Annotated in this window: 16 protein-coding genes; 8 read left to right on the forward strand and 8 right to left on the reverse strand. The window is 57.0% G+C overall.

The window, feature by feature from the left end:
• Positions 1-3: 3 nt before the first annotated feature.
• From HEQ61_RS08685 to HEQ61_RS08695, 3 genes are all read right to left on the reverse strand, one after another.
• A complete protein-coding gene (locus HEQ61_RS08685; protein WP_168020779.1) occupies positions 4-393 on the reverse strand; it encodes a helix-turn-helix domain-containing protein in 390 nt (129 codons plus the stop codon).
• A gap of 13 nt (positions 394-406) precedes the next feature.
• Positions 407-919 carry a protein-export chaperone SecB gene (secB, locus tag HEQ61_RS08690; protein ID WP_168020781.1) on the reverse strand — a complete coding sequence of 171 codons (513 nt, stop codon included), beginning with the start codon at positions 917-919 and terminating at the stop codon, positions 407-409.
• A gap of 85 nt (positions 920-1,004) precedes the next feature.
• The gene (locus HEQ61_RS08695) at positions 1,005-1,481 is read right to left on the reverse strand and encodes an FxsA family protein (RefSeq protein ID WP_168020783.1); all 477 of its coding nucleotides are present in this window, start codon (positions 1,479-1,481) and stop codon (positions 1,005-1,007) included.
• A gap of 126 nt (positions 1,482-1,607) precedes the next feature.
• On the opposite strand from HEQ61_RS08695, the gene HEQ61_RS08700 reads away from it, so the two are divergent.
• The 5 genes from HEQ61_RS08700 to hemW are packed head-to-tail and all read left to right on the forward strand — an operon-like array spanning position 1,608 to position 5,948.
• Entirely contained in the window at positions 1,608-2,267 is a 660-nt protein-coding gene (locus tag HEQ61_RS08700) for a Tim44/TimA family putative adaptor protein (protein ID WP_066133626.1), read from the forward strand.
• 14 nt (positions 2,268-2,281) lie between these two features.
• Entirely contained in the window at positions 2,282-3,433 is a 1,152-nt protein-coding gene (locus HEQ61_RS08705) for a murein transglycosylase A (RefSeq protein ID WP_168020785.1), read from the forward strand.
• A gap of 30 nt (positions 3,434-3,463) precedes the next feature.
• Positions 3,464-4,186, forward strand: a complete 723-nt coding sequence (gene rph / locus HEQ61_RS08710) for a ribonuclease PH (RefSeq protein WP_168020788.1) — start codon at positions 3,464-3,466, stop codon at positions 4,184-4,186.
• 3 nt (positions 4,187-4,189) lie between these two features.
• Positions 4,190-4,786, forward strand: a complete 597-nt coding sequence (rdgB, locus tag HEQ61_RS08715) for an RdgB/HAM1 family non-canonical purine NTP pyrophosphatase (RefSeq protein WP_168020790.1) — start codon at positions 4,190-4,192, stop codon at positions 4,784-4,786.
• Positions 4,787-4,811: 25 nt separating this feature from the next.
• The gene (gene hemW / locus HEQ61_RS08720; protein ID WP_322099236.1) at positions 4,812-5,948 is read left to right on the forward strand and encodes a radical SAM family heme chaperone HemW; all 1,137 of its coding nucleotides are present in this window, start codon (positions 4,812-4,814) and stop codon (positions 5,946-5,948) included.
• Positions 5,949-5,972: 24 nt separating this feature from the next.
• On the opposite strand, the gene HEQ61_RS08725 is transcribed toward hemW, so the two are convergent.
• Positions 5,973-6,557 (reverse strand): Smr/MutS family protein, encoded by a 585-nt coding sequence (locus HEQ61_RS08725; protein WP_168020792.1) that lies wholly within the window; start codon positions 6,555-6,557, stop codon positions 5,973-5,975.
• 71 nt (positions 6,558-6,628) lie between these two features.
• A complete protein-coding gene (locus tag HEQ61_RS08730) occupies positions 6,629-7,201 on the reverse strand; it encodes a hypothetical protein (RefSeq protein WP_168020794.1) in 573 nt (190 codons plus the stop codon).
• A 275-nt stretch (positions 7,202-7,476) separates the two neighbouring features.
• Between HEQ61_RS08730 and hrcA the strand changes: the two genes are divergently transcribed.
• Together hrcA and grpE are read left to right on the forward strand one after the other, a co-directional pair.
• A complete protein-coding gene (gene hrcA, locus HEQ61_RS08735) occupies positions 7,477-8,517 on the forward strand; it encodes a heat-inducible transcriptional repressor HrcA (protein ID WP_168020864.1) in 1,041 nt (346 codons plus the stop codon).
• Positions 8,518-8,571: 54 nt separating this feature from the next.
• On the forward strand, positions 8,572-9,231 hold the full coding sequence (grpE, locus tag HEQ61_RS08740) for a nucleotide exchange factor GrpE (RefSeq protein ID WP_168020796.1): 660 nt from the start codon (positions 8,572-8,574) through the stop codon (positions 9,229-9,231).
• A 59-nt stretch (positions 9,232-9,290) separates the two neighbouring features.
• On the opposite strand, the gene HEQ61_RS08745 is transcribed toward grpE, so the two are convergent.
• Complete coding sequence (locus HEQ61_RS08745; protein ID WP_168020798.1) at positions 9,291-9,983, reverse strand: YggS family pyridoxal phosphate-dependent enzyme; 693 nt, start codon at positions 9,981-9,983, stop codon at positions 9,291-9,293.
• Positions 9,984-10,020: 37 nt separating this feature from the next.
• Between HEQ61_RS08745 and HEQ61_RS08750 the strand changes: the two genes are divergently transcribed.
• The gene (locus HEQ61_RS08750) at positions 10,021-10,644 is read left to right on the forward strand and encodes a thiamine phosphate synthase (protein WP_168020800.1); all 624 of its coding nucleotides are present in this window, start codon (positions 10,021-10,023) and stop codon (positions 10,642-10,644) included.
• Between the two features lie 82 nt (positions 10,645-10,726).
• On the opposite strand, the gene HEQ61_RS08755 is transcribed toward HEQ61_RS08750, so the two are convergent.
• Together HEQ61_RS08755 and HEQ61_RS08760 are read right to left on the reverse strand one after the other, a co-directional pair.
• The gene (locus HEQ61_RS08755; protein WP_168020802.1) at positions 10,727-11,998 is read right to left on the reverse strand and encodes a porin; all 1,272 of its coding nucleotides are present in this window, start codon (positions 11,996-11,998) and stop codon (positions 10,727-10,729) included.
• A gap of 326 nt (positions 11,999-12,324) precedes the next feature.
• Entirely contained in the window at positions 12,325-13,599 is a 1,275-nt protein-coding gene (locus HEQ61_RS08760) for a porin (RefSeq protein WP_168020804.1), read from the reverse strand.
• Between the last annotated feature and the right edge of the window lie 224 nt (positions 13,600-13,823).

A 13,823-nucleotide genomic window follows, 5' to 3' on the forward strand; every position in this document is an offset into this window, starting at 1 on the left:
GTATCAGGAGCGTCTGCTGCGTTTTGCAGGCAGGGGGGGCTGTATGCGTACCAACAGGGCATCCAGAGTGGCAACAGCTTCATCGTCCAGGTATCGAATACAGGCCCCGAGGCGGTTGGCAAATGCTGTGGCCTGCGGCGACAGGCCAGAGGTATCAAGCGTTACTTTGGGTCTTGAAACCTCGGCCAGGTTTTTCAGGGCTTCGGCTTCATCCCAGATAAGTCCGAAATAACCGCATAACTCCAGAACAAGGCCGGGACCAGGTTTGCCCCGTTTGCCATGTTCCAGGGCAGACAGATAGGCTGCGGATACATTGAGATCAGCAGCCATCTGTTGCAGGGTTATGCCCCGCTGGCGTCTCAGGTCACGAATTCTGGCTCCAAACGGGGTCACGTGCTGTGTCCTGCTATACCTGCTCTGGAGTATTTTCCTGTTCAGGGCGCGCGGCTTCTGCCAGTCGATGCCGATAAAGAGCGGCAAAGTCGATCGGCTGCAGCATCAGCTGCGGGAAGCCGCCGTCGCGTGTCACATCGGCGATAATGTTCCGGACAAACGGGAACAGCATTCTTGGCGCCTCGATCAGCAGCAGGGGTTGCAGGTGATCTGCTTCAACCGGGTTTGCCTGAACAACGGCACCGTAGGCAAGCTCCAACATGAAGGCGGTCTCGGCCCCAACGTCAGCCTTGACTTCAACATGCAAAACAACTTCGAAGACATTGCCATCCAGGTGGCGTGCCTTGGCATCAGCCCCAAAGGATACGGCCGGAGCCTGTTCGCGCATTTTGTGGAAAATGACCGGCGTTTGCGGTGCTTCGAAAGACAGGTCCTTGATGTACTGGCTTTCAATGGCCAACATCAGTGGTGGCGTGTCTGACGTATTGTCTTCCGGTGTCGTTGTATGATTCTGTGCGTCGGTCATAAGGGGCTCCCCGTTTCAGATTGGTTGGCATACCCCTAGCATGGAATGCATAACCACGGAACCCTGCGTTATCCACCTTGTTCATTCAGCAGGATCGGGTCTGGCCATTCCGGTCATATCCGGCAGAAATATCGCGGTATTCACCGTCTATTGCAGGACCTGATGTTGCATGGCTTTCTCCTGCATCATCCGATGGGGTAGGTTGGTCTTCGTGTTTCTTGCGCCTTTGGGCCAGAAGGACTGCCGTGGTGCGACGCATGGACGGGATCAGCAGGAAAAGCCCCAAGGCATCCGTGAGGAAACCCGGTGTGACCAGAAGCAACCCGGATACGACCATAAGGGTTGCCTCAACCATGTCTTGTAGAGAGATAGTATTCTTTGCCCAGGTCCGGCTGTCCAGAGGTGCTAGCCCGGCCCTGTTCAGGACAAGAATCCCGCTCACCCCCGTTACGACAACCAGAAAGACGGTTGGCCACAGGCCGATCGCAAGATCAACAAGGCGAAACATGGTTATCTCGGCCACGGGAAAGATAACAAATAAAATAAGAAGAACCTGTGTCATGCTTGCCCTATACTGCTACAACCCTTATCTAGACCTTCAGAGCTGGTCCGGGATTCCCGATGCCAGTGTGTGTGGTCTGTGGCGGTGGTGTTACAGACCCAGTGTTTACCGACAGTCAGGACTGCCATGAACCAGGGAATCGCGTTCATCGACATCATCTTTTTGGCCCTTGTCGCCGGGTTTCTGATCCTGCGGCTGCGCAGTGTTCTGGGCCAGAAAAACGGCAATGAGAGGCCGCGCGATCTGCACGGTCGTACGCTGGACCAGGATACCGGGGACAACGTGATCCCCCTGCCCGGTCGTTACGACAGCGACATCTCAGATGAAAGTCTGTCTGTTCCGGGGCTGGTGGATGTGATGAAGGCTGATCCTTCCTTTGTGCCCGAGGAGTTTCTTGGTGGCGCCCGGCGTGCCTTCGAAATGGTGATCGAAGCCTTTGCCCGCGGCGACAGGGAGACTCTGCGCTTCCTTCTGGCTGAGGACGTATACCGCAGCTTCGAGGGGGAAATCCAGACCCGGGAGAGCAAAAACCTGTTCCTGGAGACGGGACTTGAGTTTATCCGTTCAATTTCCTTCATAAAAGCTGAACTCGCCAAGGATGTTGTCTTGGTGTCTGTTCGCTTTGTAAGCGAGCAGATATCGGTTACCCGTGATTCGGAAGGCCGAATCGTCGAGGGGGATCCCAATGAGACGGTCGTGATTACCGATGATTGGACATTCATGAGGGATCCACGTTCTGATGACCCCAACTGGAAGCTGGTTTCAACAGCAGCTCCATCTGCCTGAATGGGTTTCTTTCTATGACTGTATCTGTTCGTACCGTTCTACCCCGGCTGTTGGCCGGGGTTTGTCTGTTGGCCTTGGCTTCCTGCGGTGGTCGTGGGCCGGGTGAACCGCCTCCCATTCCCTCTGAACAGCAGCTGAAGCCGGTGTCTTTTTCGGCTCTTCCCGGTTGGGATCAGGATATGCAGGTAGAGGCCCTGCCCGCTCTCAGGCGTTCCTGCGATTCCTTCCAGCGTCGTCCTGATGCAAGCCGATGGGTTGGCCCCGGTTCCTTGGGCGGGACCGTAGAGGATTGGCAGCGTTTCTGTTCCGACCTGCATCGTGAATTCCCGCCCTCACGCTCCGCGTCTTCTGCTTCTGTCAGGGAATTTCTTGAGGCGCGTATGCAGCCTTGGTCTGTCAGTTCTTCCGGTCGTCCTTCCGGCACATTTACCGGGTATTATGAGGCGGAGCTGAAAGGATGCCTGAAGAAAACGCCGCGCTGTCAGGTGCCTCTTTATGGGCCTCCGCCGGGTGTTGTCACGGATACCAGGAAGGTTCCTCCCCTGCCCTCGCGCGCGGCAATTGAAAATGGTGCCCTGAACGGGCGTGCGCCTGTCCTGATGTATGCCGAAGATCCCGTTGATGTGCATATCATGCAGATACAGGGGTCGGGTCGCGTTATCCTGCCTGATGGCAAGGTGCAGCGGCTTGGTTTTGCCGGCAGCAACGGCCATGCGTTCAAGGGACTGGGTCGCATCTTGCTGGATCATGGCATTCTGGGGCCCGGGCAAGCTACCATGCCGTTCATTCGTGCGTGGCTGAAGGAAAACCCGGATCGGGCGGGTGCCTTGATGCGTGAGAACCCGCGCTATACGTTCTTTCGCGTTATTCGCGGGGATGGGCCTGTAGGGGCTCTGTCGGTTCCCTTGACAGCCCGGCGTTCCATTGCAGTCGATCCGCGGTATGTTCCGCTTGGGGTGCCGCTGTGGCTCAATTCGGTAGATCCAGATCATAAACCCCTGCGCCGGCTTATGGTGGCACAGGACACGGGATCGGCCATCAAGGGCGTGGTTCGTGGTGATTTCTTCTGGGGTCCCGGTGAGCAGGCCCTAGCCAAGGCCGGGCGCATGAAAAGTGCGGGAACCTGGTATTTGCTTTTACCCCGGCACAGTGCGCCGACCCATTAATTTTTCCAGCCTGACAGAGAGATATATTCCATGAGACCTTCCGGCCGCCTTGCTGACCAACTTCGCCCAGTGACCCTTGAGACCGGCTTTATCAAGCATGCAGAGGGGTCGTGTCTGGTGAAGTTCGGAGATACCCACGTTATTTGCACGGCCTCTGTCGATACCCGTGTTCCCCCTTGGTTGCGGGGACAGGGCAAGGGATGGATTACGGCAGAATATGGTATGTTGCCCCGTTCAACAGGAACACGCACCGACCGGGAAGCCGCCCGGGGCAAGCAATCCGGGCGCACACAGGAAATACAACGTCTGATCGGACGATCCTTGAGGGCCGTAACAGACCTGTCAAAGATGGGTGAGATGCAGGTCCGGATCGACTGTGACGTACTTCAGGCGGATGGAGGAACCCGGACAGCCTCCATTACCGGGGCCTATGTGGCCCTAGCCCAAGCATTCCGTCATGCCTTGTCTGCCGGGCTTGTGTCTGCATTTCCCCTGACAGACAGTGTTGCAGCCGTATCGTGTGGTCTTGTGAATGGTGTGCCGGTTCTGGACCTGGACTATGAAGAGGATTCATCAGCCCAAGCCGATGCCAATTTTGTTCTGACCGGTACCGGGAAGGTGATTGAAGTGCAGGGAACAGCCGAAGAGGCGCCCTTTTCCCGTGCAGAACTGGATGCCCTCATGGATCTGGCGGAAAAAGGTGTGCGCGAGCTTGTTGCCTTGCAGAACCGGGCCTTGCTGGTGGAGGCATAAGGCATGGCACGCCGGTTTGATGGTTCCCGACTGGTTGTTGCCAGCCATAATGCGGGGAAGGTGCGGGAAATCCGTGACCTTTTTCGTGCATTTCAGGTTGATGTCGTGTCCTCTGCTGATCTGGATTTGCCGGAACCCGAAGAGACGGCAGCAACATTTTCGGGTAACGCAGCTATCAAAGCCCTTGCTGCTGCAAAGGCTTCCGGGCTTCCTGCCCTGTCCGATGATTCTGGTCTGTCAGTTTCTGCGCTTGGCGGCGAGCCGGGGATTTACTCGGCCCGCTGGGCTGGCCCGGAGAAAGATTTTGCCGGTGCCATGCGTACTGTTCATGACCGTCTGAGTGATCATCCCGACCGGTCGGCTTGCTTTGTGTGCGCATTGTGCCTGGCTTGGCCGGACGGGCACACGGAAACGTTTGTCGGACAGGTCGATGGGTCCATCTGCTGGCCACCGCGTGGTGATCGTGGTTTTGGCTATGACCCGTTTTTTGTTCCGGACGGGTACAGCCGTACCTTTGCCGAGTTTGTTCCGGAAGAGAAACATGCCATCAGCCACCGTGCCCGTGCATTCCAACAGCTTGTGAAGGCGTGTTTTGACTAACGTACCCTCGCTGTTTGGTTTGTATGTGCATTGGCCTTTTTGTGTGTCGAAGTGCCCGTACTGTGATTTCAACAGTCATGTTGCCAATCATGTTGACCATGATCGTTGGTGTCAGGCGCTGCTGCGTGAACTGGATTACTACGCGGCCCTTACTCCCGGGCGTGTGCTTGGCAGTATTTTCTTTGGCGGTGGTACGCCTTCGCTGATGGCGCCGCGTACGGTTGAGGCTGTTCTGGAGCGTGCTGCTGCCCACTGGACGTGGGCTGCGGACATTGAACTGACGCTGGAGGCGAATCCCGGTGCCATAGACCGCGAGCGTTTTCAGGCCTTTCGGTATGCCGGAATCAATCGTGTTTCGCTGGGAGTCCAGTCCCTCGTGCCTGAAAGTCTTGGCTTTCTGGAACGGCGGCATGGTGTCCGTGAGGCACTGGAGGCGATCGAGACCGCAGCCCGGCTGTTTCCCCGCTTCTCCTTTGACTTGATCTATGCCCGTCCCGGACAGACCCCCGCACAGTGGGAGGCAGAGCTGTCGCAGGCTCTTGATCTGGCGACGGGTGGTCATATTTCTCTGTATCAACTGACCATCGAGCAAGGAACCCGTTTCCAGCAGGATCTGGCCCGGGGTGTCTTTACCCTTCCCGAAGATGATCTTGCGCTGGAATTGTGGGCTGTTACCCATGCCCTGACCGCAGCCAGCGGTATGCCCTATTACGAGGTTTCAAACCATGCGGTTCCCGGGCAGGAAAGCCGCCATAATCTCCTGTATTGGCTTGGTGGTGAATATGTTGGCATTGGACCCGGCGCGCATGGCCGGATCTGTGTCGATGGGATGTTTCACGCAACACGCCAGCATCGTGCGCCAGATGTGTGGCTGAAAACGGTGCTGCGTGACGGTCATGCAACGCGGCAAAACGAACCGCTGACGGCACGCGCGCGGGCCGAAGAGAACATCATGATGGGGTTGAGGTTGCGTCGTGGTATTGACCCGGATGAGTTCCGCTTGGCCTGTCATGGCTTTGACCTGTCTGATCTTCTGGACTGGCCAATGCTGGCCATGTTGCGTGCCGAGGGACTTGTCGCAGAGGGCTGGCCACTTCGGGTCACGGATCGCGGCATGCCGGTGTTGAATGCGATTATCGGGGCCCTGGTGCAATCATCGTGATGTGCCGTCGTTTCACGTGAAACATCAGTCCCTGTTGCGGCGGAGAAGGATGTAAAAGGCCCCTTCTCCGCCATGTTCCGGCCTGGCGGCGCTGAATGACAGGATATGCGGCCGGATGCGGGCATCATTCAGCCAGCCGGGGAGAGCCCGTCGCAAAACCCCCTCGCCCCGCGTTCCCTTGCCGGTGATGACAAGAAGGCACCGGTAGCCGCTGCGTATTGCCCTGTTCATAAAATTCAGGAGATTGGCGTGGGCTGTATCCTTGCCCATACCATGCAGGTCGATACGGGCATCCACATGCATTTTGCCCCGTTTGAATTTCAGGGCTGTTCTATGGTCAACGCCCGGGCTTTTTCCGGGCTCCAGGGGTAGGAACGGTTTGTTCCTCGGCGTGGCTGTCCTCAACAAGGCAGGTGACTGGATCGGTTTGCCGGAAGGTGGTGTGTTTAAAGGTAAGTCTGTTTCCGGAGTATCTGTTTCCGGGGCATCGGTCCTGACAAAGGGCAAGCGACCGGATATGGGATTGACCGTGCGGGCAATCTCCTCCCAAAGCCGGGCTTCGTCCTGTGTCAGGGTACGTCGGTAATGCCGCCGTTTATTCGTGTCCATTGCCTCGGGCCGCTCTCTTCCTGCGGCGAGCTGTAACACGCATCGTTCACCGGGTCTATGTGCCGGATGGATTATGTCGGTCTGATCCTGCGTCCGGGCGCGGGTTGCTCATCGCCTGTGACGGCCTGTGACCGGACCGGCGGCACAAAATCCCCACTTCCTGACAAGGATGCCCTGAACGGGGCCCCCACGTCTTCACCCGGTGCGGGTTTGGGAAGATTGCGACGGACAAAGGAGCGCCAGTCACCCTGTGGTGCCTCCACCATTGTTGTCGGGCGGTCCGTGATGTAGAGAGCGAACCCCCCGAATTTCCACAGAGTTTCAAATGCGCCGAAACTGTGCCCGATAACACGGCGGGCGCGATCGTGAATCTTGCGCTGGGTCCATGGGCGAAGCAGCACGCCGTAAAGCAGCATGGTAAACAGAAGTGCCATGGTTCCCGCAACAACACCCCCAAAGATGAGAACCAGAAGCGATACGATGACAGGAACCAAGAGTGGACCAATAGCCTCCCACGGATTGAAAATCGGGGAGGAAACGCCATTCAGCTTCCGGTAGTTGACCAGAAGCCCAATCATGTTGCGTTCGTGGGCGGCAACAATCCTGTTGTACAATTCTCTGTCTTCAGCGGTGTGGCGAACCATCTTTCCCCCGGCTTTTCCGGCATTCTGTCATGCAACGGATAAGAGCAATGTTTCACTGTTCACACCCCTACGCCAAGCTTTTTGTTTGTCGTGCAGCCGCTTCCCGGATCTGTTTATGTTACCTGAGTACTGCATGTTATATTGAAAGAGGGCGCATCTCCTGCCGGTACATTGACGTCGGGGGGAGTGGCTGACTACATTCCAACACGTATGGGACCATTGTGTGGTACGGTTCCGGATTCGATGCAAAAGGTTCGGGCAAGGCCGTGAAAACCATGCTGCCAATAGCAGAGCTGAACGAGCGTAGCCGCGAGGTTTTGCGGCTGGTCGTTGAGTCGTGGGTCCATGATGGGGAGCCGGTTGGTTCCCGTACCGTGTCCCGTCGCCTGTCGGTTGGCTTGTCGCCGGCCAGCATTCGCTCTGTTATGGCTGACCTGGAAGATCTTGGGCTTCTGTATGCGCCTCATGTTTCGGCGGGTCGTCTGCCGACTGAACATGGTTTGCGTATGTTTGTCTCTGGCCTTCTGGAAGTTGGGCGCCTGAGTGATGACGAGCGCAGCCGTATTGACAGCCATTGTCAGTCAACAGGCCGCAGTATGGAGCAAATGCTGTCCGAGGCAACGACGGCTTTGTCCGGCTTGTCGCGTTGTGCCAGCTTGGTTCTGGCTCCCAAGACAGACAGCACGTTGCGTCATATCGAGTTTGTCAGCCTGGGCCCCGGGCGTGCCTTGGTGGTTATGGTGACCAGCGATGGTCTGGTCGAGAATCGCCTGATCGAGGTGCCGGCCGGTCTTCCTCCCAGTGTTTTGCAGCAGGCATCAAATTTCCTGTCGGTTCGTCTGGGCGGGCAGACCTTGGCTGATGTGCGCCGCCTTGTTTCTGCCGATCTTGACAGCCGGCGTGCCGAGCTTGACGAACTGACTGCCCGGGTTGTAGAGGCTGGTCTTGCGATATGGGGTGGTGACGAGGATCAGGGTGCGCTGATTATACGGGGGCAGTCCAACCTGTTGCAGGATGTGCATGCCATCGAAGATCTTGAACGTATCCGCTCCCTTTTTGAAACCCTGGAGGCGCGTCAGCAAATGTTGCGCCTCCTGGATCTTGTGCAAACGGGTGAAGGTGTCCAGATCTTTATTGGTTCGGACAATGACCTGTTCGGGGCTGCAGGATGTTCCCTGATCGTGGCCCCCTATCAGAACAGCCGCGAACAGATTGTCGGGGCGATTGGGGTGATTGGGCCGACACGGCTGAATTATGCCCGTATTATCCCGATGGTGGATTATACTGCGCGGGTTATCGGGCAGCTTATTGGATAAAAAAGGCTGTGGTCTGCTGTGCGTGGGCCTGCCGGAGTATTGTATGGAAGAGACATGACCGAAGAGACTGACAAGATCATTCCAACCCCGGACACGGCACCTGATGCAGTTGTTCAGGAGACTGAAGCCACAGAGCTTCCGGAAGTAGAGGGTGCCGCAGAAGCAACACCCGAGGCCCGCATTGCCGAACTGGAAGCCGAGGTGGAACGCCTGAGGACCGAATATCTGCGTGCCCTTGCGGATTCCCAGAATACGCGGCGTATGGCCCAGAAACAGATCGAGGACAACAATCGCTACGCGGTGACCAATTTTGCCCGTGATGTGCTGGCGGTTGCCGACAATCTTGGGCGTGCCCTTCTGGCTGCTCCGGCAGAGTCACGGCTGTCCAATGCAGAGCTTGGAACCTTGGCGGTAGGTGTCGAGATGACAGAGAAGGAACTGTTGTCCGTCTTGTCCCGTCATGGCGTAACCCGGATTGAAAGTCTGAATTGTCCCTTTGACCCGCATCACCATCAGGCCATGCAGGAGGTCGAACGTACAGACGTCCCGACAGGAACCGTTGTCCAGGTTTATCAGGATGCGTGGACCCTGCATGATCGTCTGTTGCGTCCGGCCATGGTTGTTGTTTCCAAGGGCGGGCCAAAGCGGGATGATGCACCTGCAGGCGGAGACGATGCGCCAGCGCCGGTTGGGCACATTGACCAGTCTGTCTGATCAAGGCTGAAAATCCCAAGATACCCTGTTTGAAACCCCTGGCTTTGGTCAGGGGTTTTCTATGGAGTCCGGTGCCCGAAGATTGCCGATCCAACCCGGACGTGGGTGGCCCCATACCGGATGGCTTCAGTGTAATCGGCGCTCATGCCCATGCTCAAGGTATGAAGCTGGTAACGTTGTGCCAAGGCCTGCATGGTTTCAAAGAAAGGTCCGGGCGGATGATTGACAGGGGGAATGCACATCAAACCAGCTATTGCCAAACCCTGCTCACGGCAATCCTGGATGAAGCCGTCGGCCTGATCAGGCGCTATGCCGGCTTTCTGTGGTTCATTCCCGATATTGACCTGTACCAGACAGGGAAGAAAACGGTTCTGGCGCTTCATTTCTGTGGCAAGCGCCGTGGCAATCTTCGGGCGGTCCACTGTTTCAATAACGTCGAACAGGGCAACCGCTTCCCGGACCTTGTTCGACTGCAGAGGGCCGATCAGGTGGAGTTCAATGTCAGGGAAGCGGTTTTTCAATGCCGGCCATTTTGAAGAAGCCTCCTGAACCCTGTTCTCACCGAAAAGGCGTTGTCCGGCATCCAGAACCGGGGTAATGGCCGACGCGGAAAATGTTTTGGACACGGCAATCAGGTTGACTGATGCAGGGTCCCGCCCCGCTTCCAGCGCGTTGTGCGCGATCTGTTCCCGTACGGTGTGCCAGTGCTGTACCGTGTCCGGATGTCCCGGTAAAAGATCAGGGGAAGCCATGCGTGTTCTATCCTGATTCAAAGGAGTGTGTCGGCAGATGTCCTTTCGGACCCTAGCGATACAGGCTGCGAAACTCAATGCTTCTGCACGTGGAAACTGGCCTGCGGCATGTCCCGTGCCATGGCTTGTCTTCATGACAGATCCACGTGTGGGGGATCCAGTCGCGATTGTACGCCGGCTTCCACCCGGCAGTGCGGTGATCCTGCGCCATTATGATGACCGGTTTCGCTCTGATCTGGCCTTGCGCCTGCGTGATGCTACCCAGAAGCGGGACATCCGTTTGCTGGTTGCAGCAGACCATGCCCTTGCCGTGGCCTGTGCTGCCGATGGTGTGCATCTGCCAGAGGGCCTTTTGCGTCGTGCCCTGTGTTCGGAGCTTGTTGATTGGCGTCGAGCTGGTGGGCTGGTGACAGCCGCTGTTCATTCGCACCAAGCCTTGGTTATGGCGGGCAGTTTTGGTGTGGATGCGGCGCTGGTTTCACCGGTTTTTCCGACAGTCAGCCATCCGGGTGCTGCTGCGCTGGGGGTTTTTCGCTTCCGGGCCTTGGTCCAGAGATCCCGGGTGCCGGTTCTTGCCCTAGGGGGGATTTCGGCATCCACCCTGCCCCGTTTGTACGGAAGCGGTGCCTGGGGTGTTGCTGCGGTGTCTGCGCTGGCCTGAGTCTGATACCCATAAGAAAAGGGCAGCCGAAGCTGCCCTTTCCCCGTACCTGAAACCGTTGCCGGCTATCAGGTGTCACGCATCAGAATGCCAGGGACAGACCGGTAACGGCCACCCAGCCCTTGTTGCGATCGCTGGCTTTCTTGGAGTCCTTGTCTTCGAACTTCGTGTAGCCAACGCCACCAACCAGCATGACGCCCGGGCCCATGGTGTATTCCGAGGTCAGCTGAACAGCGCGCGAACGACGGCCCTTCTGGCTTTTGTCCTTCAGGTCACCCTTCAGGCCAAGGTCAGCCTGCTTGAGGTCGAGGTAGGACACCGCAATACCAAACGGACCGGTCTTGTAGCCAATACCGGCTTCCCAAGCGGAATGGTCAAAGGATCCCTTGACTTCCTTGTTGGCACCTGTATCGATACCCAGCTTTTCCTTGATCATGTGGTAACCACCACCGACTGTTACGCCGGAGTAGGACAGGCTCAGGCCGGCCTGGTATTCGTTGCGGCCCTTGCTCTTTGCTGTGGCACCACTCATGTCCAGTTCTTCGGCCTTGAGCTTGCTGCCGCCATTCAGCCAGCCGATATCAGCCTGCACGCCGACGCCACCAAAGGTGTTGGCATAGCCAAGACCAACGCCATAGGCGCGGGCGATTTTTTTACCGGTTGGCTGCTTCTCGTCGTGCTTCTTCTGGTTGGTGTCCGGTATGTAGCTGGCACCAAGGGTGAAGCCGGCGATGGAAGGCGACAGGTAGCTGATGCTTTCCGTGCCATTGCCGGTGGTGATGTAGCTGGCGTCGATGTAGTCAGTCTGCTTCAGCAGCTGGTCGGCACGGTATTTAGCTTTTTGATTAGCATCTGGGTTATCAGGAAGATCATCGATCTTGCTCTTCGGCTTCAGAACCCAGTCGCCGCCGATCAGGCTGCCTTCCGAAATGCCGCCGCCGAACAGACGGTTGCCCATGTGCGGGGAACGGGCGGCCAAGGCGGTCATGGCGTTGTCGTCCACGCCGGCGATCACGGTACCGAATGCACCCCCCAGAGAGATGGCATACTTGGAGATATGGTCGTCGTTGGTGTTGTTGGTGCCGCCGGCTTCCAGTTCATACTTCACGGCAACGGTCAGGCCGTTGTCCAGGGTGGTCTTGCCCTTGAAGTGGATTTCGTTGTCGCCCTTGACGTCAGTCGACATCGCGTCTTTTTTGATCGCGTTCAGGTAGCTTTTGCTCTGGGTCGCATGGCCAACGAACACGGAGCCAAAGCCGCCAACAGACAGCTGGATCGGTTCAGCAGCAACGGCGGAACCGGCAATGGCAGAAGCAGCGACAAGGGCGCTGGTGCCAACAAGAATTTTTTTCATAACAGTTCTGATCCCTGTCTATCTGGTTATGCATACACACCACGCAGTGCCTTTCCAGACCGGAAAAGCGTGCGTACATGTGATGCAGTGACGGCTATCTAGGGGATACACGCGCGCAACGTCAATCGTGTAGCAACGATACTTTGCACGTATTTTTATAAGTGTTGCAGATATAACACAGGCAAAAAACCAACAATATACATTCAAGTATATAATGCAGACGTTTGATTGTGTGTTGTGGCATAAACAAGGCAAAAAAAGGGAGCTGACGAGCAGCTCCCTTTCTGTTTTTCAGCCCGGCCCCGCCGTGGCAGGGCCACGTTTTATCAGAACGCCAGTGACAGACCAGTCACCGCAACCCAGCCGCTGTTCTTGCCGAGTTTCTGGTTGTCAGCCCCTATTGGTGCTTTGGTTACTGTTCTGTCATCATACTTGGCATAGCCCAAGCCACCAACCAGCATGACACCCGGACCCATGGTGTATTCCGAGGTCAGCTGGACAATCCGGGTCTTGTCTTTGCCTGATGTTTCCCCATCGAGGGCCAAGGCAGACGTGCCAAGTGCTGTAATGTTGATATTGCGCTTCTTGTCAATTGAAGTTTCGGTGTAGCCAAGCGCGATCCCGTACGGGCCGCTCTTGTAGCCAACGCCGACTTCCCAAGCATCGGCATCACTGGTGACAACCTTGTTGGCTGCCGGCGTTCCGGCGGTCTTGCTGTAGTCTTGGTCAATCAGACGATAGCCACCGCCAATCATGAACCCGCCATAGGAGAGAGACAAGCCGGCTTGGTACTCATTGTGGCTGTCGGCTGTCGGCTGGTCGCCGGTCAGCCAGCCGATATCGGCATTCACGCCCAGATCCCCGAACTTGCCGGCATAGGCCAAGCCAACGCCATAGGCATCCAGGGTATTGCTTCCAAATGGCTGGTCTGCCTTGTTGCGTCCCTGTGCGGCATCCGGAATATAGGTGGCACCAAGCATGAAGCCAGCAATTGACGGCGTCAGATAGCTGATCGATTCGCTGTCGCTGTTGGTGTCAACGTATGTGGCATAGCCACCTTTTGCACCGTCCAGTGTAATGTCTTTTGCTGGGGTTGAGGTATCCTTTGCCGACAGCGACTTCGGCTTCAGGATCCACAGGCCTTCGACCATATCACCATCCGACAGGCCGGCGCCAAGCAGGCGGCCACCCATGTGCGGGGCACGGTTGGCAATGGCTGCCAAGGCATTGTCGTCGGCCCCGGCGATGATGGTCCCGAAGGCCCCGCCCAAGCTGATGTGGTACTCATCCACAACCCTGCCAACGGGATCCTTGCCGCCGGCTTCCATTTCCACCTTGAAGGCAACGGTCAGGCCGTTGTCGAGCGTGCTTTTGGCCTTGAAGTGCAGTTCGTTGTCGCCCTTGACGTCAACGGATGACACTTCACTGCCGTCGCCAATGCTGCGCAATGCCTTCAGATACTTGTCTTCTTGGGAAGCGTACCCGACAAAAACGGAACCAAAGCCGCCGACAGACAGCTTCAGCGGCTCTGCCGCATTGGCTACACCGGCCAGAGCGGAGGCCGCAACAAGGGCACTTGTGCCGATAAGGATTTTTTTCATTGTTTCAACATCCCTGAATCTGGTTGGCCGGAACCCCGGCATTGCGCACGCGCGCGTTCCATACAGGAGAACATTTCAGGCCCTTTTTTCGGGTGGCAGCCCAAACGAAAGCAGGGCGCAGGACGGAAACCTTCCCCCGAAGGTGGGATTATCAATACATCCATGCCGTGTTGCGTCAACATATTGCACGCGAAATTGTGCTTATTTACCCACACTGTGGCCTT

Source organism: Haematospirillum sp. H4485, from assembly GCF_012102745.1.
GTDB lineage: Bacteria > Pseudomonadota > Alphaproteobacteria > Rhodospirillales > Rhodospirillaceae > Haematospirillum.

Excerpts from the sequence above, each read along its gene's own strand:
- secB (WP_168020781.1), bottom strand. The coding sequence starts at position 919 with ATGACCGACGCACAGAATCATACAACGACACCGGAAGACAATACGTCA.
- HEQ61_RS08695 (WP_168020783.1), bottom strand. The coding sequence starts at position 1,481 with ATGACACAGGTTCTTCTTATTTTATTTGTTATCTTTCCCGTGGCCGAG.
- HEQ61_RS08700 (WP_066133626.1), top strand. The coding sequence starts at position 1,608 with ATGAACCAGGGAATCGCGTTCATCGACATCATCTTTTTGGCCCTTGTC.
- HEQ61_RS08705 (WP_168020785.1), top strand. The coding sequence starts at position 2,282 with ATGACTGTATCTGTTCGTACCGTTCTACCCCGGCTGTTGGCCGGGGTT.
- rph (WP_168020788.1), top strand. The coding sequence starts at position 3,464 with ATGAGACCTTCCGGCCGCCTTGCTGACCAACTTCGCCCAGTGACCCTT.
- rdgB (WP_168020790.1), top strand. The coding sequence starts at position 4,190 with ATGGCACGCCGGTTTGATGGTTCCCGACTGGTTGTTGCCAGCCATAAT.
- HEQ61_RS08725 (WP_168020792.1), bottom strand. The coding sequence starts at position 6,557 with ATGGACACGAATAAACGGCGGCATTACCGACGTACCCTGACACAGGAC.
- HEQ61_RS08730 (WP_168020794.1), bottom strand. The coding sequence starts at position 7,201 with ATGGTTCGCCACACCGCTGAAGACAGAGAATTGTACAACAGGATTGTT.
- hrcA (WP_168020864.1), top strand. The coding sequence starts at position 7,477 with ATGCTGCCAATAGCAGAGCTGAACGAGCGTAGCCGCGAGGTTTTGCGG.
- grpE (WP_168020796.1), top strand. The coding sequence starts at position 8,572 with ATGACCGAAGAGACTGACAAGATCATTCCAACCCCGGACACGGCACCT.
- HEQ61_RS08745 (WP_168020798.1), bottom strand. The coding sequence starts at position 9,983 with ATGGCTTCCCCTGATCTTTTACCGGGACATCCGGACACGGTACAGCAC.
- HEQ61_RS08750 (WP_168020800.1), top strand. The coding sequence starts at position 10,021 with ATGTCCTTTCGGACCCTAGCGATACAGGCTGCGAAACTCAATGCTTCT.
- HEQ61_RS08755 (WP_168020802.1), bottom strand. The coding sequence starts at position 11,998 with ATGAAAAAAATTCTTGTTGGCACCAGCGCCCTTGTCGCTGCTTCTGCC.
- HEQ61_RS08760 (WP_168020804.1), bottom strand. The coding sequence starts at position 13,599 with ATGAAAAAAATCCTTATCGGCACAAGTGCCCTTGTTGCGGCCTCCGCT.